The following is a 20,582-nucleotide window of genomic DNA, read 5'->3' as shown; positions in this document are numbered from 1 at the left end:
ACTCGTCACACTAGCGGAACAAGCATAGCAGCGAAACAGCGCTGATCAACGGCGTGCCGGTCAGGCGATCGCGCCGGTCGCCTGACCCGCGGCCTTGAACATGCCGATAATCTGTTCGACCTGTTCGTCGCTATGATCGGCACATAGCGAGCAGCGCAGCAGGAAAGTGCCGGCCGGGGTTGCGGGCGGGCGCGCCATGTTGACGTAGAGGCCCAGTTCGAGCAGCGTCTGCCAGATGGCCACCGCCTGCGCCTGATCGGTCAGGATCACCGCGATGATCGCCGATTGCGGCGTCGTGGTGCCCAGGGTGAAGCCAAGGTCGGTCAACCCCTGATGCAGCCGCTTGCTGTTCTTCCACAAGTGGGCGCGCTTTTCGCCCGCATGCATCAGCTTGCGGATGGAGGTCGCGGCGGTCGCGACCACGCTGGGCGGCAGCGATGCGGTGAACACATAGGGACGGCAGACCAGCCGCATGATTTCGAACTTGGGATGGTTGGAAACGCAGAAGCCGCCGACCGTGCCGACCGATTTGGAAAAGGTGCCGACGACGAAATCCACGTCTTTTTCGACGCCCTGTTCCTCATAGACGCCCCGGCCATTGGGACCAAAAAAGCCCATGCCATGCGCTTCATCGACCAGGATCATGCAATTTTGATGCTTGCGCACCGCAGCCACCATGTCGGGCAGGGGGGCAATGTCGCCCAGCATCGAATAGACGCCTTCCAGCACGACCAGCTTGAGCGCATCGGCGGGCAGGCGGCCCAGGCGCTTGTCCAGATCCTCGACGCTATTATGGCGGAAGCGGACGATTTCGGCGTCGCCCAGGAAGCAGCCATCATAGATGGACGCATGGCTGTCAGCGTCCAGCACGACATAGTCGCCGCGTCCGGCCAGCGTCGAAATCATGCCCAGATTGGCCTGATAGCCGGTCGAAAAGACCATGGCGGACGATGTGCCGTAAAATTCCTTGAGCGCGTCCTCGACTTCGCGATGGCCCTGATAGGTGCCGTTGAGGACGCGGCTGCCGGTCGTGCCAGCGCCAAATTCGTCCAGCGCTTTCTTGCCCGCCGCGACCACGTCCGGGTCGAAGGTCATCCCCATATAGTTATAGGTGCCCAGCAGGATGGTTTCCTTGCCCTTGATGATCGCGCGCGTCGGCGAAAGCACCTGATCCATCACGATCGAGAAAGGATCGCGCACGCCGGTGTCGAGCAGGGCTTGCCGCTCGGCGATCAGGGGATCGAATTTGGACAGCAGGTCGCGGGTTTCAGTGGCGGTGTCGGTCATATCTCTTCTGTCTTTCCCAATTCGTCATGCCGGACCTGGTCCGGCATCCAGGGTTCCATGCGGAGTGCCTGGCGCACTGGACCCCGGATCAAGTCCGGGGTGACGACAAACTCAGGCGGCCTTCAGCTTCGCGACGGCATCGACCAGCTGGCCGACCGTCTCAATTTCCGCCTGCATGTTCATGGTGATCAGAATGTCGAATTCATCCTCGATCGCGGCGACAAAATCCATGACCGTCAGGCTGTCCCATTCCAGATCGCCGGCAAAGGTGGTGGTTTCGGTCAGCGCGACGCCCTTCTTGTTGAAGGGGGCGACCTGCGCGGCGACGCTGTCGAAAATTTCGGTGCGATCCGTCATCTTTTGCTTCTGTCTTTCCGTAAAGCACGGCTTTTGCCGCCTTGGCCTGCCCTATGGCAAGGGAATAAGGCGGTAATCGGGCAGCATCGCGCCCGAATTTGCACGGTGTTTTTGCGCCTTTAGCGGAAATTGTCGGCGTAGGCCTGCAATTTCAGCGTCTTGGGGGGTGTCGCTATCACGGTGTAGGGCACGCCCTGCTTTTGCGCATAGGCGATGGCGGCTTCCTGCGAGGGGAAGCTGAGCTTGAGCTGCTGCTGCGTGTCGCCAGAGCCAGCCCACCCGGTCAGCGGATCGGCCTGCTTCGCTTCTGCCGGTGCATATTCCAGCACCCATTTATGGGTCAGCGCCTTGCCCGATTGCAGGGCGTTCTTCTGGATCTGGTAAATGCGCGCGCTCATCGCGAAAGACTCCGGTAAATCGTCATGCTGCGTTGCACCAGCGTCCGGCGTGAAGTCAAGTGCGCGTGCGGGCATCGGCGCGCTTGGTGCGCAGCGTGGGCGGGGCGGCGGTCGGATCGTCGGGCCATGGGTGCCGGGGGTAGCGGCCGCGCATTTCCTTCGCCACATCGCGCCAGTTGCCCGCCCAGAAGCCGGGCAGGTCGCGCGTCGTCTGGATCGGGCGGCCAGCGGGCGAGGTGAGCGACAGGACGAGCGGGATGCGCGCGCTGCCCACGGTCGGATGCTCGGCAAGGCCGTAGAGCGCCTGTACCCGCAATTCGACGCGCGGGCCGCCATCGGCCATATAGTCGATCGCATGGGTGCTGCCTGCCGGAGAGCGGAAATCGGGCGGGGCGAGCCGGTCCACCTGCTGCTTGCCATCCCACCCGATCAGGCCGTCCAGCACCCCCGACAAGTGCGACCGGTCGATGTCCGACAGGCGGCGCTTGCCCGCCAGCAGCAGCGGGAGCCATTCGTCCAGGCTGGCGATCAGGGCGGCATCGCACAGCGCCTCCACCCCGGCAAAGTCGGCGCGCATCCGCAGCGACTGTGCGGCCTCCGACCAGGGAAGGAGATCTAGGCCACCCTGTCGCACGCCGTCCAGCAGCGCCGCCACTACCGCCGCCGGATCGGGCCTGTCGTCGGAGCCTGACGACAGGCGTACCGCGCCCAGCCGCCGTTCGCGCAGCGCCTCTATCCCGCCATTGGCGGAGCGGAAGCGGACGGTGCGGCTCGTGATGATCCGGTCCGGAAACAGCGCCAGCACGTCCGCTTCGGCGATCGGCGCGGCGGACAGGATGCGCGCGCCTGCCGCGCTGCCCTGCACCTCTCCCACCGCCAGCCATTCTTCGCGGGCGAGCGGCGACAGGGGATCGAGCCGGAAACCGCGCCCGCCCACACTGGTCCAGTCCGCGCCATCGGCGGAGCGGCGTTTCGACACGCGATCGGGAAAGGCGAGCGCAAGGCAGAGGCCGGTGGCTTCCGTCGCGCTGACTGTCCCCCTCCCGCTTGCGGAAGGAGTTAGGGGAGGGCGTGTCGCCAGATTAGCTGGTACAGACCCTCCCCCGGCCCCTCCCGCAAGCGGGAGGGGAGCAAGATGGTTGGGCGTCGCCACAAGACCCGCCCAGCGCTTGGCCAGCGCGCGGCCAGCATCGGCCCGCTTGCCGCCCTCCCGCCGCCAGCGTTGCAGGCGCAGCGTAAGGTCGGTGTCCTGTCCGCCAATGCCGCGTTCGCCCAGCAGCACGGCAATGTCGGCGGCTGTCTGCGCCAGCCCCATTTCGGCTGCGCGCACCAGCATATGCGCGATGCGCGGGCTGAGCGGCAGTTTCGCCAGCGCCTTGCCATGGGGCGTGATCCGACCGTCGCCATCCAGCGCCTCCAGCGCGGTCAGCCTTGTCCGCGCCTCGGCGACGGCTGCGGCGGGCGGGGGATCGAGCCAGCGCAGCGTCCCCGGATCGCTCACGCCCCACAGTGCGCAGTCGAGCAGCAGGCTGGAAAGGTCGCTTTCCAATATCTCCGGCGGATCGAAGGGGGGCATGCCAGCGCTCGCGGCTGCTTCCCACAGGCGATAGGCGACGCCGGGCCGCTGCCGCGCGGCGCGGCCCGCACGCTGGGTCGCCGACGCCTGGCTTGCCCGTTCGGTCACCAGCCGGGTGACGCCCGCCGCCCGGTCATAACGGGGGCGCCGCGCCAGCCCGCTGTCGACGACGATCCGCACACCGTCGATGGTCAGGCTGGTTTCCGCGATGCTGGTCGCCAATATGATCTTGCGCGCGCCCGACCGTGATGGCCGGATCGCGGCCCGCTGCGCGGCGGGATCAAGCGATCCGTGCAGGAGATGCACGTCATAGGGGCCGCCGTCGATCCGCTCCGCCGTGCGTTCAATCTCTCGCACGCCCGGCAGGAAGGCGAGCAGGTCGCCTTCCGCTTCCTCGCTGATGGCGCGGCGGATGGCGGCGGCCATCTCATCCTCGATCTTGCGTTCGGCATGGCGGCCGATATGACGCAGTTCGAGCGGCTGGATGCGGCCTTCGCTCTCGATCACCGGTGCGTCGCGCAGCAAGGCGGCGAAGCGCGCGCCGTCGAGGGTTGCGGACATGGGCACGATGCGCAGGTCCGGGCGCAGCGCCTCCTGCGCGTCGAGCGCCAGCGCGAGGCCGAAATCGCTGTCCAGACTACGCTCATGCACTTCGTCGAACAGCACCGCCGACACGCCCGTCAGTTCGGGGTCGTCCTGAATCCGGCGGACGAAAATGCCCTCCGTCAGCACCAGCAAACGGGTACGCGCCGACATTTTGCTGTCCATCCGCGTGGCATAGCCGACCGTGCCGCCCGGCTGTTCGCCCAGCATTTCGGCAATCCGTTCGGCAGCGGCGCGGGCGGCGAGACGGCGGGGGGAAAGCAGCAAGACCTGACCGCTGCACCACAGTTCGTCCAGCAGCGCGGGCGCCACCGCCGTCGTCTTGCCAGCCCCCGGCGGCGCGACCAGCACGGCATTGCTGCCGGTGCGCAGTGCAGCGAGCAGGTCTGGCAGGACGGCATGGATGGGCAGGGCGCTCATGGCCCTTCCTCTTGCCCCATTGACGCGAAATCGCAAGTGGAACGGAAATTGCGCGGTGAGGGAAAGATTAGCTGTTTCAGGCGTTTGCGTGATAGGCAGAAATTATAGCCCTTGCGCGCGCGAGCATGGGTCGGGGGATAAACAGGGCATGTCGGCATTTACCGAAGATGCGGAACGCTATCGTACGCTGTTTGAAACGATGGACGAAGGCTTTTGCGTCATCGAATTTTTCGACGGGCCGCATGGACCGTTAAGCGACTATATTCATATCGAGGCGAACCCCGCCTATGAACGCCATGCCGGCATTTCCAATGTCGTTGGCCAGACATTGCGTGAACTGGTCCCGGATGAGGCTGATGGCTGGCTGGAACTATATGGCCGCGTGTTGCGCACCGGCGAGCCGATCCACTTCCAGCGCGAACTGATCGCTACCGGCCGCCATCTCGACATTTCCTCCTTTCGCATCGGCGCGCTGGAGGACAAGCAGGTTGCGGTTCTGTTCAAGGATGTGACCCATCGCATTCGCATCGAAACCGAGTTGCGGCAGCTGAACGAAACGCTGGAGACGCGGATCGCGCAGGCGCTGGCCGAGCGGGAGGAAGCGGAAGCCGCGCTGCGACAGGCGCAGAAGATGGAGGCGGTGGGGCAATTGACCGGCGGCCTGGCCCATGATTTCAACAATTTGCTGGCCGGGATTTCCGGCGCGTTTGAAATGATCGGCCTGCGTCTGGCCGAGGGGCGCACGGCGGATGTCGAACGCTATCTGGCCGCCGGGCAGGGCGCGACCCGGCGCGCCGCATCGCTGACCCACCGGCTGCTGGCCTTTTCCCGCCGTCAGACGCTGACGCCCAAGCCAACCGTCATCAACCGCCTGTTCACCGACTTTACCGAACTGGTGCGCCGGACCGTGGGGCCGCAGATCGAGGTGCAGACGATCGCGGCGAGCGGGCTATGGCCTGCGCTGGTCGATGCCAACCAGCTGGAAAATGCGCTGCTCAACCTGTGCATCAATGCGCGCGACGCCATGCCGGACGGGGGCAAGATCACCATCGAGACCGCCAATCGATGGCTGGACGATCGCACCGCCCGCGACCATGGGCTGACGCCGGGCCAATATGTTACCGTGTCCGTCAGCGATACCGGGACCGGCATTGAAAAGACGCTTCTGGACCGGGTGTTCGATCCCTTCTTCACCACCAAGCCGATGGGGCAGGGGACGGGGCTGGGCCTGTCGATGGTTTATGGCTTTGCCCGGCAGAGCCACGGCCATGTCCGCCTCTATTCCGAAATCGGACAGGGGACGACGGTGTGCGTCTATCTGCCGCGCCATCGCGGCGAAGAGGATGAGGAAAGTCCGGCCCTGCCCGACGCCGCCACCGAAGCCGAAGCGGGCGAGACGGTGCTGGTAATCGACGATGAACCATCGGTTCGCATGCTGATGGTCGATGCCCTGACCGATCTTGGCTATGCCTGCGTCGAAGCGGGCGATGGGCCATCGGGCCTCAAGGTGCTGGAATCACCGGCGCGGATAGACCTGCTGGTTACCGATGTCGGCTTGCCGGGCGGGCTGAACGGGCGGCAGGTAGCCGACGCGGCGCGGGCATTGCGGCCGGACCTGCGCATCTTGTTCGTGACGGGTTATGCTGAAAATGCCGTGCTGAACCACGGGCATATCGAACATGGCATGGAAGTGCTGACCAAGCCCTTCGCCGTCGAGGAATTGCGCCGCCGGGTCGCCGCCTTGCTCCAGTCCGACGATCAGCCGAACAGGTAGATGTGAATCGGGTTCTTCGGATCGATCAGCATCTTGGTCGTCAGCGCCAGCGACATGATGATCAGCAGCGGCTTGATCAGCCTGGAGCCGAAGCGCATGGCCAGATGCGATCCCACCTGCCCGCCGATGATACTGCCGATCGCCATGGTGAGGCCCGCGACCCATAGCACATGGCCGCCAGCCACCATGGTCAGCAGGCCTGCAACATTGCTGGCGAAATTGGCGGCCTTGGTCTGGGCGGTGGCGCGCAGGATCGACAGGCCGCCCAGCGCCAGAAAGATGGTTGTGTAGAAAGCGCCCGCGCCTGGACCGAAAAAGCCGTCGTAAAAGCCGATGACGCCGATCAGGCCGCTTAGCGCAGCAATGCCGACGCGCGCGTGCCGGTCTGCCTCGCCCAGCTTGGGAGAGAAGGTGAAATAGGCGGCGATGGTGATGAGCAAGGCAGGCATCAGCCCGGCCAGGATCGACGGATCGACCCGCTGGAGCAGCCATGCGCCGCCGACCGAGCCGATGAAGGCGGCGATCACCGGCGCCTTGTAGGTTTTGAGGTCCATATGCCCGCGCCGGGCATAGGCGAGGCACGCGCCGAATGTGCCAAAGCAGCTTTGCAGCTTGTTGGTGGCGACAGCCTGCACCGGCGGAATGCCGGCGGCCATCAGCGCGGGCAGGGTGATAAGCCCGCCGCCACCCGCCATCGCGTCGATACAGCTCGCCGTCAATGCGGCGGCCATCAGGAAGGCGAGGGTTTCGGGGGTCAGGATCATGGGTGCTTTGGCCCGCCACCCCATCCCGTTCGGGCTGAGCCTGTCGGAGCCTGATACTTTCTAAGGAGAATGACCCTTCGAAACAGGGCGAACGGCCTTTGCTGGTCAGACGAAATGCGGGCCCAAATCCTCAATAGGCGCGGATCGTTGCAAATTCGACGGCTTCGGTCAGCGCGGCCTTGGCCTTGCCATTGTCGAACATGCCCAGCGCGTCGATCGCGCGCTGGCCGTAATGGCGGGCGCGGGCGAGCGTGTCGGCGATCGCGCCGGTGCGGCGCAGCAGGCCGGTGGCGTGGGTCAGATCATCATCGCTGATCTTGTGGCCCGCGATCGCCGCCTTCCAGAAGGCGCGATCCTCATCGCTGCCACGGGCATAGGCCAGGATCACCGGCAGCGTCACCTTGCCATCGCGGAAATCATCGCCCGCATCCTTGCCCATGGTCGCGCCGTCCGATTCATAATCGATCGCATCGTCGATCAGCTGGAAGGCGATGCCCAGATTGCGGCCATAGACGTCGAGCGCCTGCTCCTCCCGCTCGTCCCGGTCGGCGACCACGGCGGAAATGCGGCAGGCGGCGGCGAACAGCGCTGCGGTCTTGGCGCCGATAATGTCGAGATACTGGTCCTCGCTGGTGTCGATCTTGCGCTGGGCGGTCAGCTGGTTGACTTCACCCTCCGCAATCACCGCCGATGCGTTGGCCAGGATTTTCAGGACTTTGAGCGATTCCGCCTCGACCATCAGCTCGAAGGAGCGGGAGAAGAGGAAGTCGCCGACCAGCACGCTCGCGCTGTTGCCCCAGATGATGTTGGCGGTCTTGCGGCCCCGGCGCAGGCCCGATCCATCGACGACATCGTCATGCAACAGCGTAGCGGTGTGGATGAATTCGACCGCGGCGGCCAGCTTGTAGTGGCGCGATCCGGCATAGCCGACCAGATCGGCGCAGGCCAATGTCAGCATAGGCCGCAGCCTCTTGCCGCCGCCTGCAATCAAATGCCCGGCCAGTTCGGGGATCAGCGGGATGCGCGACTGCATCCGGTCCAGAATCACGGCATTGACCTGGTTCATGCCGTCGGCGACCAGATTCATGATGGGGGCCAGCGACGGCGCGCTTTTGGCGCGGCCGATGGGGTGGACGTTACCGGGGGCGGGTGCTGTCATGATGTGCGTCCCTTGGCCGGGCAAAATGCAGATGGCAAGCGGGAATAGCTTGCCTGTGAGGCCAGATGGCGCAAAAAGCGCGCCGATTGACCGGAGGATGAACGTGACCGACACATTGCAGCGCTACCGCGAAAGCATCGACAATATCGACGCCGCGCTGGTGTTCATGCTGGCCGAGCGGTTCAAGGTGACGCAGGCGGTGGGCGAATATAAGGCGAGCCATGCGCTGCCCCCGGCCGATCCGGGGCGGGAGGAACGGCAGGTCGCCCGCTTGCGGCAGCTCGCGCTGGACGCGAAGCTGGACCCTGACTTCACAGAAAAATTCTTGCGCTTCATCATCGACGAAGTGATCCGCCACCATGAAAGGCTGCGCGAAGGCTGATCAGGCCGGTTCGGTAAGGTCTGTTTGTCTGGCGGGCGCCGATCGACCGAGCAGCACTCCGCCCAGCGCCAGCGCAAAACCGACAAGCTGGATCGGGCCAAGCCGTTCGCCAAAGAGCAGCCAAGCCTCGATCGCGGCAAGCGGCGGGACGAGCAGCAACAGCATCGACATGGCGGTCGGCCCCTGATGGCGGACCAGCCAGACGAGCAGGCTGAGACCAGCCGCCGACAGGACCAGCACCGACCAGCCGAGCGCGGCCCAGAGCATGGGATCATTGTCCCAACGCCATTCGCCCACGATCAGCGTGGCGGTGATCGCGACCAGTGCGCCGCCGATATTCTGCACCCCGCCCGACACCAAAATCGGATCACCCGCCAGTCCGCCGCGCTGGATCAACGTGCCGCCGGTCATGGCGATGACCGCGACAAGGCCCGCAATCGCCAACCCGATGGAGATGGAGCCGGTGCCGCTGCGCATGATGGCGGGCAGCAGGACGCAGGTGACGCCCAGGATCGCGATCGCAAGCCCCACCCAGGTGCGGCGCGGTAGCCGGTCGCCCAGCAGGACGACGCTGGCGACCGCGACCATCAGCGGCTGAAGCGCCCCCAGCAGCGACATGATCCCGGCGGGCATGCCACGGCTGATCGCCCACCAGCCGACCGTAAGATAGACGCCGTGCAACATGGCGCCGGCAAGCAGGTGGAGGGCCAGCCTGCGCCCGCGCGGAAAGTCCTGCCGCGCGAACAGGGCCGCGCCGCACAACAGAATCGCAACCAGCGTCAGGCGGATCGCCAGCACCAGTTCGGGCGCGCCATGCGCCACCGTCGCGCGGGCGACGATGAATCCGGTGGACCAGATCAGGACGAACAGGATCGAGGCAGCAAGGGCAAGCATGGGGCGGCTGTGGCGCAGGCGAAGAGCGATGTCGAGAGGCGGAAGGAACAGGGCCGTGTCGGGCTTGTTCGCCTTCTACAGCCTCGCCATCAGCGGATGCCGCACTATTCCCGCCCCGCCCGTATCGCTGCGCCACCGGCAAATGGCGTGATCGCGACCAGCAGCAGCGAGGCGGCGGCGAGGAATTTGAGTGCTGCGCCACTGCCATCGCCCAGCGTGCCGGCGCCAAAGATCAGCAGCGGCACCGCCAGCGGCAGAGCGAGCAATCCCGCCAGCGCACCGCTGGATCGCAGGCCCGCCGTCAGCGTCGCGACCAGCAGGCCGAGCGCGGCCAGCGCAGGCGTGCCGATCAGCAGGCCAGCCTCCAGCATCCAGATCGTCCCGCCATCCAGTTTCAGCAAGGCGGCGGCGGGCAGAGTGGCGATCATCAGCGGCGGGCCAAAGCCCAGCCAGTGAGCGATCAGCCGGGCCAGCACGACCATTTCGTCGCCAATGCCGCGCAGCGCCATCTGATCCAGCACCCCCGCGTCGCGATCCGGCGCGATCAGCCGGTCGACCGGCAGCAGGCTGGCCAGCAGCGCGGCGATCCACACCATCCCGCCCCCGGTGCGGCGCAGCAGGCCAAGGTCCGGGCCGACCGCAAAGGGATAGAGGCTGGCAACCAGCAGCAGGAAGGCAACCGGCAGCCACAGGCCGGACGAGCGCCAGGCGGTGCCCAGATCGCGCGAGGCGAGCAACCAGAGCATCCTCATGCGTCCCACTCCGCCGGATCGGGCAGATGGTCGGCCAGCGACAGCACGACCGGCGCGCCTAGCGGCAGCGGCTGGTGCGACGCTGTAACGACGATGCCGCCGCCCGCCAGATGCGCGGACACGGCCGATCCCAGCAGGTCCAGCGAGGCGCTGTCCAGACCATTGCCCGGCTCGTCCAGCAGCCAGATCGGCGCGCCGCTGGCGATGACCCGCGCCAGCATCGCCCGCTTGCGCTGCCCGGTCGACAACATCCGAACCGGCACGTCGGAAAGCCGCGTAAGCGCCATCGCCTCGAGCGCCGCGGCGACGGCATTCTCTGCGCTGCGGTCCAGCCGCGCCCAGAAATGGAGTGCGCGCGCCAGCGACAATTCACTGTCGAGCGTCAGCCGCTCATCGGCCAGCGCGACCGCGCCGTGGCGTTCCATCGTACCGGAAAAGGCGGGGAGAAGCCCGGCGCATAGCCGCAACAGGCTGGATTTGCCGACGCCATTGGGGCCGGTCAGCAACGCGCTGGCGCCTGCATCGAGCGTCAGGTTGACGCCGCGAAACAATATCCGTCCGCCGCGCAGGCAGGCGACGTCCGACAGGGCCAGCGCCGCACGGCTCATGGCGCGACCATATCCTCCAGCACATGCATGTCGATGTCCGACAGGCCGAAATGATGGCCGATTTCATGAACGACGACATGGGTGATCAGCGCGTCCAGCGGCACCCCGGTTTCGATCCATTCGTCCAGCAGGGGTCGGCGGAACAGGTGGACGGTGGGCGGCGCATCCCCGGTCTGCGCCTCCTGCCCGACGGGGCGGCCGGTATAGAGGCCGGTCAGGCCGAACGGATCGTCAATGTCCATGTCCTTGAGCGTCTGCGCATCGGCAAATTCCTCGACGAACAGGACGACATTGTGCAGATGGTCGGTAAAGGGGGCGGGCAGGCGCGCGAGCGCTTCAAGCGCCAGCGCCTCAATATCCTGCGCAGTGGGAGCGAAGCGGTGCGGTTGACCTTCGTGCGACATGGCTGCCACATAGGCGAAACTATTTTCAGAGGATAGGGACATGATCGAGAAGCTGAGCGATGAGGCGCGCGCGCTGGCGCTGGCCGACCTGCCCGAATGGTCCGCGGTCGCGGAGCCGGACGGCATTTCGCGCCGTTTCACCTTTCCGGATTTCGTCGCCGCCTTCGGTTTCATGACGCAGGTGGCGATCCTGGCCGAGAAGGCGGATCATCATCCCGAATGGAGCAATGTCTATAACCGGGTGGACATGGTTTTGACCACGCATGACGCAGGCGGCCTGTCGCAGCGGGACATTGACCTGGCGCACCAGGTCGACGGGTTGTTGTAATACCGAACGGGTGGGGGGGAGCGCCTATTCTTCGTCGCGCCCTTCGATCCGGTCCTCATAGCCATGCAGTGCGGCGGTGACGGACGGATCGGCGGCGTAGCGGCGGCGGAGCGTCGCCAGCATCGCGTCGGACCCGTGGCACAGTTCCGCGACATTTTCCTCGATATAGGCGCGCCGTTCCGCATCATAGGCTTCTTCGCCCCGGAAATGGTCGCAACTGTCGCGCTCCACCATGAACTGGGTCACTTCGCGCGGGAAGGGGGCCGCGCTGGCAGCGACGTCCGACGGCGGCAGGTCGAGCGAATGCCATGGCGCGGGCTGGGCGCGAACGGTAACGACCGGCCCGGCTTTGGGCGCAGGTGGTGGGCTGACGACCGCTTTGGGCGGGGGTGGCGCGGCAGGCGCGGGAACGACCGGCGGGCTGGGGCTGGGATCGGCCTGCGCAACCTGCGGTGACGAATCTCCGCAGCCGGCGACGAGCGCCAGCGTCATGCCTATCGGAACCAGCCTCAAACGCCTGCTCACCCGATTTCCTCCCGCAAGCTGGCGATCAGGTCCGCGGCATGCGGTAGCCGCGACTCTTCTTCGTCCAGGATCGCCAGAAAAGCCGCCCGCCTATAGTCGCGCAGCGCGTCGGGGGAAAGGCGGCTTGCGGTGGGCATGGCTGAAATCACGATGTCCAGCAGCCGCTCGACCCCATGAAGGCGGCCCCACAGATAGTCATTTTCTCGATAGACCCGGCTGAAGAAAGCGCCGAAATTATTGAATTCAATGCCTTTAAGTGTGGCGGCAGCGCCGCCGGGCCGGATCGCGGAGCAATCTTCGGGCGAAATCCGGTCGACCTTCACCGGATCATATTCGTCCATAGTGTCACCCTGAAGCAACGGTAGGGTGGCTATGTCGTAGAAGGGGAAGCCCAGATAGGCGAGCAGCATGGACCTGCGACCGGCCTTGGGCAGGGCGGCGAAGGCTTCGGCCAGGATCATGTCCGCGCCCTCGTCCCGCGTCCGAAGGCCGCGTTCCTGCGCGACCGCTTCCAGTGCGGCGGCGGCATCGCCCGGCACGTCGCGCGCGGCGGCCAGCACGGCGGCCCCGTGAAAATCGCTCTCCTCGCATTCGGCATAGAGCGCCAGCGCGCGGTAGATCGCGTCATGCATTGCCAGTACCGCTTCATCCTCCGCCGCGCCCTCGCTTTCCAGCGTGTCGGCCAGATGTCGCGCCAGAAAGCGCAGGCGGCGAATGCGGAACGCCAGATCATGGGTGCGGAAGAAGGTGACCGGCCCGGAAGCCGACCCGCCGCTCCCGTCCAGTTGATCCGCGCCATCCTTGCGCACCTGCGCCCATATCGCCGCGCGATAGGTTTCGCGCAGCATCCGGCTGTCCTCCCCCGACAGGCGGAACAGCAAGGTCGCGAGCGATTCGACGATGCCTGACAATTTGAGGTGGCCATAGGCGGGAAAGGCGAAACCGGCGGAACTGGCCGCCCGCTGCTGCGCCTTGGCGCGCCAGGCCGACAGGCGCGACGGGGTTGGCCGGTCGAGGAACAGCATCCCGCCGATCGCCCCTTCCACCTCCGCCTCGATACCGGGGCGCAGCGCGTTCAATATGCGGCGCATCCGGCGAATGCGCGAGGAATGGCGGTCGATCGCCTCAAGATTGTCGCGAATCGGCTGTTCGCGCGGAATGTCGCTCAGCGCGCCGAAGATGGTGCGGAAGAAGCCGGGCAGCGGCGCATCCTCGCCCGTGGGCACCGCGACCTGATCGCCATGGCGGTTGAGCTGGATGGTGCGATGGCCGGGCTTTGGATCGATATAGACGAAGCGCCGGTCGACCTCCCGCCGCGATGGCCGGTTGCGCAGCGCGCCGATGGCCTGCGCGAACGGCGCATTGGCCAGCACCGACCCGTCGATCAGCACCGCATCCTCGGCCGTGCCGCGCGCCCAGTGGCGCGGCAGCGCGCGGGCCAGGAAGGCGTCGCGCGTCGGCCAATTACGATGGCGGCGCTTGAGCACCCGGTCCAGTTCGCGCACGGTGAAGGGGGGGAAGGCGCCCGGAAAGCTGGCGGTGGCGCGCGCCGCGAACACCAGTTCGGCGGTATCGGCAAATTCTCGCGCTCCCCGGCCCCGCGCCCGGAAGCCGATCGACAGGCGATGTTCGGTCTCGATCACCTGGGGCGGGCTGTTGAGGGTCAGGCTTTGCGGATGCCCTTCAAAATCGGTGACGGTGACGAACAGGTCGAGCGGATGGCCATCGGGCAACAGCACCGGCCCGCGCTCGCTGGCCGCCATCGCGTCGAAGGCGTCGAGGATCAGCGTCGTGAAAATCTCCCCGCCAAAGGGCGGTTCGAACCAGCGGGAGCGGATGAAGCGGGACAATTTCATCCGCACTTCCTCGCGCGTGTCCGGCGCGACCGTGCGCTCCACCGCATCGCCGGGCCGCCGCGCCGCCATCCAGACCAGCGGCGTCGCCCAGAATTTGGTGAGCGCGCGGGTCGGGCGGGCGTCGGGATCGAGCAGGCTGTCGACATCGGCATTGTCGAGCCACAGGTTGGTCAGCGGCTCCAGCGACTGGCCGGTCTCGATCGCCTGCGCCAGAAAGATGCCATTGATCCCGCCGGCGCTGGCCCCGGCGATAATGTCCGGCAGCACGCGCAGCCGCACCCCGCTGGCCTCCTCCATATCGGCAAGCAGCTTGTGATAGACGGCCTCGCTGCCTGTCTCCGGCTGCACGCCGTCATGATAGGCGCGGCTGGCGCGCGCCAACCGCCATACCTCCTTGGTGATGCCATGCATGTAAATGGCCAGGCTGATGCCGCCATAGCAGACCAGCCCAAGCCTGAGTTCCCTCTCCTTCATGGCGTGAACGTCGCAGAGCGGAGACGGCTTGTCGAGGGGCTGTCAGGCGCGGAAATCGGCCCAGATCGGTAAATGGTCGGACGCCTTGCGCGACGAAGCGCTGTCATGGACGCCGCAGTCGGTCAGCGTCAACCGGTTGCAATGCATGATCCGGTCGAGCCGCGCCACCGGACGGCGCGCATGGAAACTGCGTCCGCACGGCGCGAAACTATAATGATGCGCAAAGTCGGCCAGGCAGCCGCGATTGGCGCTCCATTCGTTAAGATCGCCCATCAGCACGGTGGGCATGGGCGCGCCCTGTGCCGCCGCATTGATGACGGCCGCGGCCTGCCGCCGCCGCCACAGACCCGATAGATCCAGATGCATGCCGAACACGCGCAGCGACAGGCCGTTCAGCGTCACTTCCGCCATGGTCGCGCCGCGCGGTTCCAGATAGGGCAGATGCAGCACGTCGCTCAGGTCGATCTGTGCAGCCTTGCGCACCAGCAGGGCGTTGCCGTGCCAGCCCATCGAATCGACCTGCACGTCGAGCGGCACCGGCTTGTAATCGCTCAGGCGCTCCATCAGCAGTGGTGGAATGGCCGCCGATCGCACGCCAAAGCGCCGGTCGGCTTCCTGTAGCGCGATGATGTCCGCGTCCACCTCGCCCAGCACCTCCAGCACCCGTTCGGGTATCCGCCGCCGGTCAGTGCCGATGGCCTTGCGGATATTGTAGCTGGCAACGCGGATTGTCTTCATTACCGCTTCAATGCCTGAGCCGCGATGATGTTTCCAGTCCGTCGCCGGATGTTCTTGCAATGTTCGCGCATGGTCGGCATATCTCCGCCATGGCCAAGGCAAAGCGGAAATTCGTCTGTCAGCAATGCGGCACAGTCTCGCCGCGGTGGCAGGGCCAGTGCGAGGATTGCGGCGAGTGGAACAGCATCGTCGAGGAAGCGCCGGAAACCGCGTTTTCGGCGCGGCACGACCTGCATGCTGGCGGACGGGCGATCACGCTGATCGGGCTGGACAGCAAGGTCGAGCTGCCGCCGCGCACCAGCACCGGCATTGCCGAGTTCGATCGGGCGTTGGGCGGCGGAATCGTGGCGGGATCGGCCACGCTGATCGGCGGCGATCCGGGCATCGGCAAATCGACCCTGTTGTTGCAGGCCGCGGCGCGGGTGGCGGCGCGCGGGCTGTCAGTCGTCTATATCAGTGGCGAGGAAGCGACCGATCAGGTGCGGCTGCGCGCGCAGCGGCTGGGCCTGGGGGGCGCGCCGGTGATGCTGGCGAGCGCCACGTCGGTGCGCGACATATTGACGACGCTGGGGGAGGGGGAGCCGCCCGCCTTGCTCATCATCGATTCGATCCAGACGATGCATAGCGACCTGATAGAGGGTGCGCCCGGCACGGTCAGCCAGGTGCGGGCATCGTCTCAGGAACTGATCCGCTTCGCCAAGCAGCGCAACAGTGCGCTCGTGCTGGTCGGGCATGTGACCAAGGATGGCAGCATCGCCGGGCCGCGCGTGCTGGAACATATGGTCGATACGGTGCTGGCGTTCGAGGGGGAGCGCAGCCACCAGTACCGCATCCTGCGCGCGATCAAGAACCGCTTTGGCGGCACGGACGAGATCGGCGTGTTCGCGATGGTGGCTGAGGGGCTGGAGGAAGTCGCCAACCCGTCCGCCTTGTTCCTGACCCATCGTGATGAAAGCGTGACCGGCGCGACCGTGTTCCCGGCGCTGGAAGGAACCCGGCCAGTGCTGGTGGAGATACAGGCGCTGGTCGTGCGCCTGTCGAGCGGGGCGACGCCGCGCCGGGCTGTGGTAGGCTGGGACAGCGGGCGGCTGGCGATGGTGCTGGCGGTGCTGGAATCGCGCTGTGGCCTCAGCTTTTCGACCTGCGAAGTCTATCTGAACGTCGCGGGTGGCTATCGCCTGTCGGACCCGGCGGCGGACCTGGCGGTGGCAGCGGCGCTGGTCTCCGCCCTGTCGGAAAAGCCGGTTCCCGCCGACGTCGTGCTATTCGGCGAAATCGCGCTGTCGAGTGAAATCCGGCCCGTCGCCCATGCGCCGCTGCGGCTGCGCGAATCGGCCAAGTTGGGGTTCAATCGCGCTTTCATCCCCGCCGCGGCGGCGGACGGGGTGAAGGGAATTGCGGTCAATGGCTTTCGCACCCTTGCAGGGCTGGTTGACCAGATGCTGGGCAGGGGATAGCCACGCAGGCGATGAACGCCGTCGATATTCTTGTCCTGCTCGCCATTGGCGGTTGCGCCATATTGGGCTTGCTGCGCGGTTTCGTGCTGGAAACCCTTTCGCTGATGGCGTGGGTGCTGGCGATCTTCGCCATTCGCCTGTTCCATGCCTCCGCCACCGAATTGCTCAGCGCCTTTGTCGGGACGACCAGCGGGGCCGCCGTGCTGGCGCTGGGACTGGTGTTCGGCGTCACCTTCGCAGCGGGCAAGATGGTCGCCCACGCCATTGGCCGCCGTACCCGCCAGTCCGTGCTGGGGCCGGTCGATCGGGTGCTGGGCGGCGGCTTTGGCGCGGTCAAGGGACTGATCGGCGCGACCCTGATCTTCCTGGCGTTCAGCCTGGTCTATGACACCATGTATGGCAGCGGCGCGCGCCGCCCGGACTGGCTGTCCGACGCGCGCACCTTTCCGCTGCTCAATGCCAGCGGGCAGGCGATCAGCGAATTTCTGGCGGAACAGCGAGCGAAGAAGCCCGTCGAATCATAACGGAGGAGGGTCAGGCGCGCGGACCTACACCCAGCCCTTGGCCCGATAGGCCTCCGCCGTCGCCTTCAACCCCGCTTCGGTCGGCACCTGCGGCATCCATAATTGCCGGGGGACATGCGCGCCGGTCGCGGCGACCCAGTCGGGATGGCAGAAATAATCGACCCGGTCGGGGGTCAGCTTCGCGCCCTTGCCCCGGATCATCCGGTCAGTCCGTGCCGCCACGCCCAGCAGCCATGCCGGGGTCGCCAGCGTCCGTACGGTGCGCCCCATAGCGCGGCCGATCGCTGCGCCAAAATCCTTGTGGTCCCACCCGCCGACAGTGCCGTCGTCCGCCTCATAGATGTGCGTCAGGCTGATTTCCTGCTCGCCCGCCAGCGTCAGCAGCAGCCTGGCAAGATCGCCCACTTCGATCACCGACAGGCGCCCGCCGGGCGGCAGCATCATGACGCCGCGCTTGGCCATGCGGAACAGTTCCAGCATCTCCCGATCATTGGGTCCATAAATGGCGGGCGGGCGCACGATCGTCCAGTCAAGGCCGCTGGCCTGTACATGGCGTTCGGCCAGCGCCTTGGACCAGCCATAGTCGGACAGGTCCGGTTCGCGCGCCGCCAGTGAAGAGACGTGGATCAACCGCCGCACGCCACGTTTGCGCATCGCGTCGATCACCGCGATGGTCCCGCGCGCATTGCCGACAGCGAAAGCCGCCCTGTCAGGCGCGTTCACCACGCCCGCGATATGCACCACGACATCGGCGTCGCGGACCAGCGTATCCAGCCCCGCGGCGTCCTCCAGCGATCCCGGCACCCATTTCAGCCGCGCGCGCGGCGGCTGTGCCTTGCGGGTCAGCGCGGTGACATGATGCCCCGCCGCCAACGCCTGATCCAACGTCTCCGTGCCGACGAAACCCGTCGCGCCGGTCATCGCAATCCGCAATGTCATGGCGTCAGACCATCGCCATATGGTCGCGATGGACCAGCACGGATCGTGGCAGGTGGCCCAGCAGCACGGCAATATCCTCGCTGCGCTTGCCCGCGATCCGCGCCGCTTCCTCGCTGTCATATTCGCTGAGGCCGCGCGCGATCGTCCGGCCATCGGGGGTCATGATATCGACCACGTCGCCGCGCGCAAACACGCCTTCGACACTGGCGACACCGGCCGGCAACAGGCTGTTGCCCTGGCCCAGCGCCCGTTCCGCGCCCGCATCCACGATGATCCGCCCGCTCACGGTCAACCGCCCGGCAAGCCAGCCCTTGCGCGCACGTTTCGCTGGCGCGGCGAGAAAGATCGACCCCTTGCCGCCATTGGTCCAGTGCGACAGGGGCGCATCGACCTTGCCCGAAATGATGGCCAGATGGGCGCCCGCGCCGGTCGCGATCCTGGCCGCCTCGATCTTTGAGGTCATCCCGCCCGATCCCATGCCGGACGCGGAACCGCCATCGGCCATGGCAGCGATTCGCGCATCGATGCGTTCTATTGTCTCTATCAGCATCGCGTCCGCATCGACGTGCGGGTTGGCGGTGTAAAGCCCGTCGACGTCCGACAGCAGGACAACTGCGTCAGCCCGTGCCGCCTGTCCGATACGCGCCGCCAGCCGGTCATTATCGCCAAAGCGGATTTCGGCGGTAGCGACGCTGTCATTCTCGTTCACCACCGGCACGACGCCCAGCGTCATCAGCCGTTCGAGCGTAGCGGACGCATTGAGATAGCGGCGGCGATTTTCCAGGTCGTCGAGCGTCACCAGCATCTGCGCGGCAGTGATGCCGCATTCGTCCAGCAGGCTGGCCCAGCATTGCGACAGGGCGATCTGTCCGGTTGCCGCCGCTGCCTGCGCATCCTCCAGGCTGCCGCGTCCGCCCTTGGGCAGTTTCAACCGGCGCGCGCCGAGCGCGATCGCGCCGGACGACACGATGATCACCTGCTGCCCCGCGCTTTTCCGCGCCGCGACGTCGGCGACCAGCGTACGCAACCAGTCCACCCGCACCTGACCCGCCGGATCGACCAGCAGGGCAGAGCCGATCTTGATAACCAGACGGCGAACGAGGGCGGGGGGAAAGCCGGAGAGGGGGGGCATGGACACAGCTATCATTCCGTTCGCCCTGAGCTTGTCGAAGGGCCGTTCTTTCTTGAAGAGACGTGCAGGGCTTCGACAGGCTCAGCCCGAACGGGGGTGGGTTGGTTGACGCCTAGAGCGGCGACCATGGGCCTTCGCCTTCGTCATCCGCGCTGCCTTCAGCCTTCGCATCGTCCAGCGCCTGTCCCACGATCGGCAGGATCGCGTCGAGCAGCGCTTCCACGCCCTCGCCAGTGCCTGCCGAGATGATGAACACATCTTCCACGCCTTCTTCGCGCAGTTGGCCGGCAATATCTTCCATCAGTTCCGGGCCAAGCAGGTCGCCCTTGTTGAGCGCGACGATCTGCGGCTTTTCGTCCAGCCCCTCGCCATAGGCGGCCAGTTCGTCCTGTACGATGTGGAAAGCCTCGATCGGATCGTCTCCGGTCGCGTCGATCAGATGGAGCAGCACGCGGCAGCGTTCGATATGCCCCAGGAAGCGGTCGCCAATCCCCACGCCCTCGGCCGCGCCCGCGATCAGGCCCGGAATGTCCGCCAGCACGAATTCGCGATTCTTGTGCAGCACCACGCCCAGTTGCGGCTTGGTGGTCGTAAAGGCATAGGCGCCGACCTTCGCCTTGGTATTGGTGACCTGATTGATCAGCGTCGATTTGCCCGCATTGGGCATGCCGACAAGGCCGACATCGGCCAGCAGCTTGAGCCGCAGCCACACCCACATTTCCTGGCCCGGCCAGCCCGTGCCATGCTGGCGCGGCGCGCGGTTGGTGCTGGTCTTGTAGGACATGTTGCCCCGGCCGCCATCGCCGCCGCGCAGGAAGGTGATGCGCTGTCCCACTTCGGTAAAGTCGGCCAGCACTTCCTGATCCTCATAATCGGGAATGCCGTCCTCATCCTCGCTGCCCTCGATCGGCTTGGGATCGGACAATATCTGCGTGCCGACCGGCACCTTGATCACCAGATCCTTGCCGCCCGCGCCATAGCGATTCTTGCCCATGCCGGGCGTGCCGCGCTGCGCCTTGAAATGCTGGGTGTAGCGAAAGTCTATGAGGGTGTTGAGGCCCTGCACCGCTTCAAAGATGATGTCGCCGCCCTTGCCACCATTGCCGCCGTCCGGGCCGCCATATTCTTCATATTTTTCACGCCGGAAACTGACCGCGCCGGGGCCGCCCCAGCCGGATTTGATAAAGATTTTTGCTTGATCGAGAAAATGCATGGGGCGCCCATAGAGCAT

At 66.0% G+C, this 20,582-nt stretch carries 21 protein-coding genes; 5 read left to right on the top strand and 16 right to left on the bottom strand.

Features of this window, described 5'->3' with window-relative positions:
• Positions 1-60 precede the first annotated feature (60 nt).
• From spt to hrpB, 4 genes are all read right to left on the bottom strand, one after another.
• Complete coding sequence (spt, locus tag SX1_RS00695; RefSeq protein WP_019051506.1) at positions 61-1,287, bottom strand: serine palmitoyltransferase; 1,227 nt, start codon at positions 1,285-1,287, stop codon at positions 61-63.
• Between the two features lie 111 nt (positions 1,288-1,398).
• Positions 1,399-1,644 carry an acyl carrier protein gene (locus SX1_RS00690; protein WP_017184144.1) on the bottom strand — a complete coding sequence of 82 codons (246 nt, stop codon included), beginning with the start codon at positions 1,642-1,644 and terminating at the stop codon, positions 1,399-1,401.
• Positions 1,645-1,763: 119 nt separating this feature from the next.
• Positions 1,764-2,042 carry an ETC complex I subunit gene (locus SX1_RS00685; RefSeq protein ID WP_017184145.1) on the bottom strand — a complete coding sequence of 93 codons (279 nt, stop codon included), beginning with the start codon at positions 2,040-2,042 and terminating at the stop codon, positions 1,764-1,766.
• Positions 2,043-2,097: 55 nt separating this feature from the next.
• Positions 2,098-4,641: an ATP-dependent helicase HrpB gene (gene hrpB / locus SX1_RS00680; RefSeq protein ID WP_019051505.1), complete on the bottom strand. Its 2,544-nt coding sequence runs from the start codon at positions 4,639-4,641 to the stop codon at positions 2,098-2,100.
• A gap of 148 nt (positions 4,642-4,789) precedes the next feature.
• On the opposite strand from hrpB, the gene SX1_RS00675 reads away from it, so the two are divergent.
• Positions 4,790-6,415, top strand: coding sequence for an ATP-binding protein (locus SX1_RS00675; protein ID WP_019051504.1), 1,626 nt, complete (start codon positions 4,790-4,792; stop codon positions 6,413-6,415).
• Here SX1_RS00675 and SX1_RS00670 read toward each other — a convergent pair.
• Positions 6,400-7,179: a TSUP family transporter gene (locus tag SX1_RS00670; RefSeq protein WP_017183140.1), complete on the bottom strand. Its 780-nt coding sequence runs from the start codon at positions 7,177-7,179 to the stop codon at positions 6,400-6,402. The genes SX1_RS00675 and SX1_RS00670 overlap by 16 nt on opposite strands.
• A gap of 130 nt (positions 7,180-7,309) precedes the next feature.
• Positions 7,310-8,338, bottom strand: a complete 1,029-nt coding sequence (locus SX1_RS00665; protein ID WP_017183139.1) for a polyprenyl synthetase family protein — start codon at positions 8,336-8,338, stop codon at positions 7,310-7,312.
• A 97-nt stretch (positions 8,339-8,435) separates the two neighbouring features.
• Between SX1_RS00665 and SX1_RS00660 the strand changes: the two genes are divergently transcribed.
• Positions 8,436-8,720, top strand: coding sequence for a chorismate mutase (locus SX1_RS00660; RefSeq protein ID WP_017183138.1), 285 nt, complete (start codon positions 8,436-8,438; stop codon positions 8,718-8,720).
• Here the strand turns inward: SX1_RS00660 and SX1_RS00655 are convergent, their stop codons facing one another.
• The 4 genes from SX1_RS00655 to SX1_RS00640 all read right to left on the bottom strand — a co-directional run bounded on the left by SX1_RS00655 (position 8,721) and on the right by SX1_RS00640 (position 11,420).
• Entirely contained in the window at positions 8,721-9,614 is an 894-nt protein-coding gene (locus tag SX1_RS00655; RefSeq protein WP_019051503.1) for a DMT family transporter, read from the bottom strand.
• 104 nt (positions 9,615-9,718) lie between these two features.
• Entirely contained in the window at positions 9,719-10,366 is a 648-nt protein-coding gene (locus SX1_RS00650; RefSeq protein WP_026149380.1) for a heme exporter protein CcmB, read from the bottom strand.
• On the bottom strand, positions 10,363-10,974 hold the full coding sequence (gene ccmA, locus SX1_RS00645) for a heme ABC exporter ATP-binding protein CcmA (RefSeq protein WP_019051501.1): 612 nt from the start codon (positions 10,972-10,974) through the stop codon (positions 10,363-10,365). The genes SX1_RS00650 and ccmA overlap by 4 nt, the downstream gene beginning before the upstream one ends.
• Entirely contained in the window at positions 10,971-11,420 is a 450-nt protein-coding gene (locus SX1_RS00640) for a metallopeptidase family protein (RefSeq protein WP_017183134.1), read from the bottom strand. Before SX1_RS00640 ends, ccmA begins: the two co-directional genes overlap by 4 nt.
• Between SX1_RS00640 and SX1_RS00635 the strand changes: the two genes are divergently transcribed.
• Positions 11,419-11,706, top strand: a complete 288-nt coding sequence (locus tag SX1_RS00635) for a 4a-hydroxytetrahydrobiopterin dehydratase (RefSeq protein ID WP_019051500.1) — start codon at positions 11,419-11,421, stop codon at positions 11,704-11,706. The genes SX1_RS00640 and SX1_RS00635 overlap by 2 nt on opposite strands.
• 24 nt (positions 11,707-11,730) lie before the next feature.
• Here SX1_RS00635 and SX1_RS00630 read toward each other — a convergent pair whose 3' ends face one another.
• From SX1_RS00630 to SX1_RS00620, 3 genes are read right to left on the bottom strand one after another with little or no spacing between them, the layout of a single operon-like run.
• Positions 11,731-12,198 (bottom strand): hypothetical protein, encoded by a 468-nt coding sequence (locus SX1_RS00630; protein ID WP_019051499.1) that lies wholly within the window; start codon positions 12,196-12,198, stop codon positions 11,731-11,733.
• A 29-nt stretch (positions 12,199-12,227) separates the two neighbouring features.
• The gene (locus SX1_RS00625; protein WP_019051498.1) at positions 12,228-14,561 is read right to left on the bottom strand and encodes a patatin-like protein; all 2,334 of its coding nucleotides are present in this window, start codon (positions 14,559-14,561) and stop codon (positions 12,228-12,230) included.
• A 42-nt stretch (positions 14,562-14,603) separates the two neighbouring features.
• Positions 14,604-15,299, bottom strand: a complete 696-nt coding sequence (locus tag SX1_RS00620) for an endonuclease/exonuclease/phosphatase family protein (protein WP_019051497.1) — start codon at positions 15,297-15,299, stop codon at positions 14,604-14,606.
• Between the two features lie 89 nt (positions 15,300-15,388).
• On the opposite strand from SX1_RS00620, the gene radA reads away from it, so the two are divergent.
• Complete coding sequence (gene radA, locus SX1_RS00615) at positions 15,389-16,756, top strand: DNA repair protein RadA (RefSeq protein ID WP_026002382.1); 1,368 nt, start codon at positions 15,389-15,391, stop codon at positions 16,754-16,756.
• A gap of 11 nt (positions 16,757-16,767) precedes the next feature.
• Entirely contained in the window at positions 16,768-17,280 is a 513-nt protein-coding gene (locus SX1_RS00610) for a CvpA family protein (protein WP_019051496.1), read from the top strand.
• Between the two features lie 24 nt (positions 17,281-17,304).
• Here SX1_RS00610 and SX1_RS00605 read toward each other — a convergent pair whose 3' ends face one another.
• The 3 genes from SX1_RS00605 to obgE all read right to left on the bottom strand — a co-directional run bounded on the left by SX1_RS00605 (position 17,305) and on the right by obgE (position 20,564).
• Complete coding sequence (locus SX1_RS00605) at positions 17,305-18,219, bottom strand: NAD-dependent epimerase/dehydratase family protein (RefSeq protein WP_017183127.1); 915 nt, start codon at positions 18,217-18,219, stop codon at positions 17,305-17,307.
• A gap of 4 nt (positions 18,220-18,223) precedes the next feature.
• The gene (proB, locus tag SX1_RS00600) at positions 18,224-19,366 is read right to left on the bottom strand and encodes a glutamate 5-kinase (protein ID WP_019051495.1); all 1,143 of its coding nucleotides are present in this window, start codon (positions 19,364-19,366) and stop codon (positions 18,224-18,226) included.
• Positions 19,367-19,463: 97 nt separating this feature from the next.
• On the bottom strand, positions 19,464-20,564 hold the full coding sequence (gene obgE / locus SX1_RS00595) for a GTPase ObgE (protein ID WP_026149379.1): 1,101 nt from the start codon (positions 20,562-20,564) through the stop codon (positions 19,464-19,466).
• Positions 20,565-20,582 lie beyond the last annotated feature (18 nt).

It is taken from the genome of Sphingobium xenophagum NBRC 107872 (assembly GCF_000367345.1).
Classification (GTDB): Bacteria; Pseudomonadota; Alphaproteobacteria; order Sphingomonadales; family Sphingomonadaceae; genus Sphingobium; species Sphingobium xenophagum.
The sequence above is the reverse complement of the archived record's forward strand: the minus strand, read 5'-3'. Positions and strand labels throughout refer to the sequence as shown.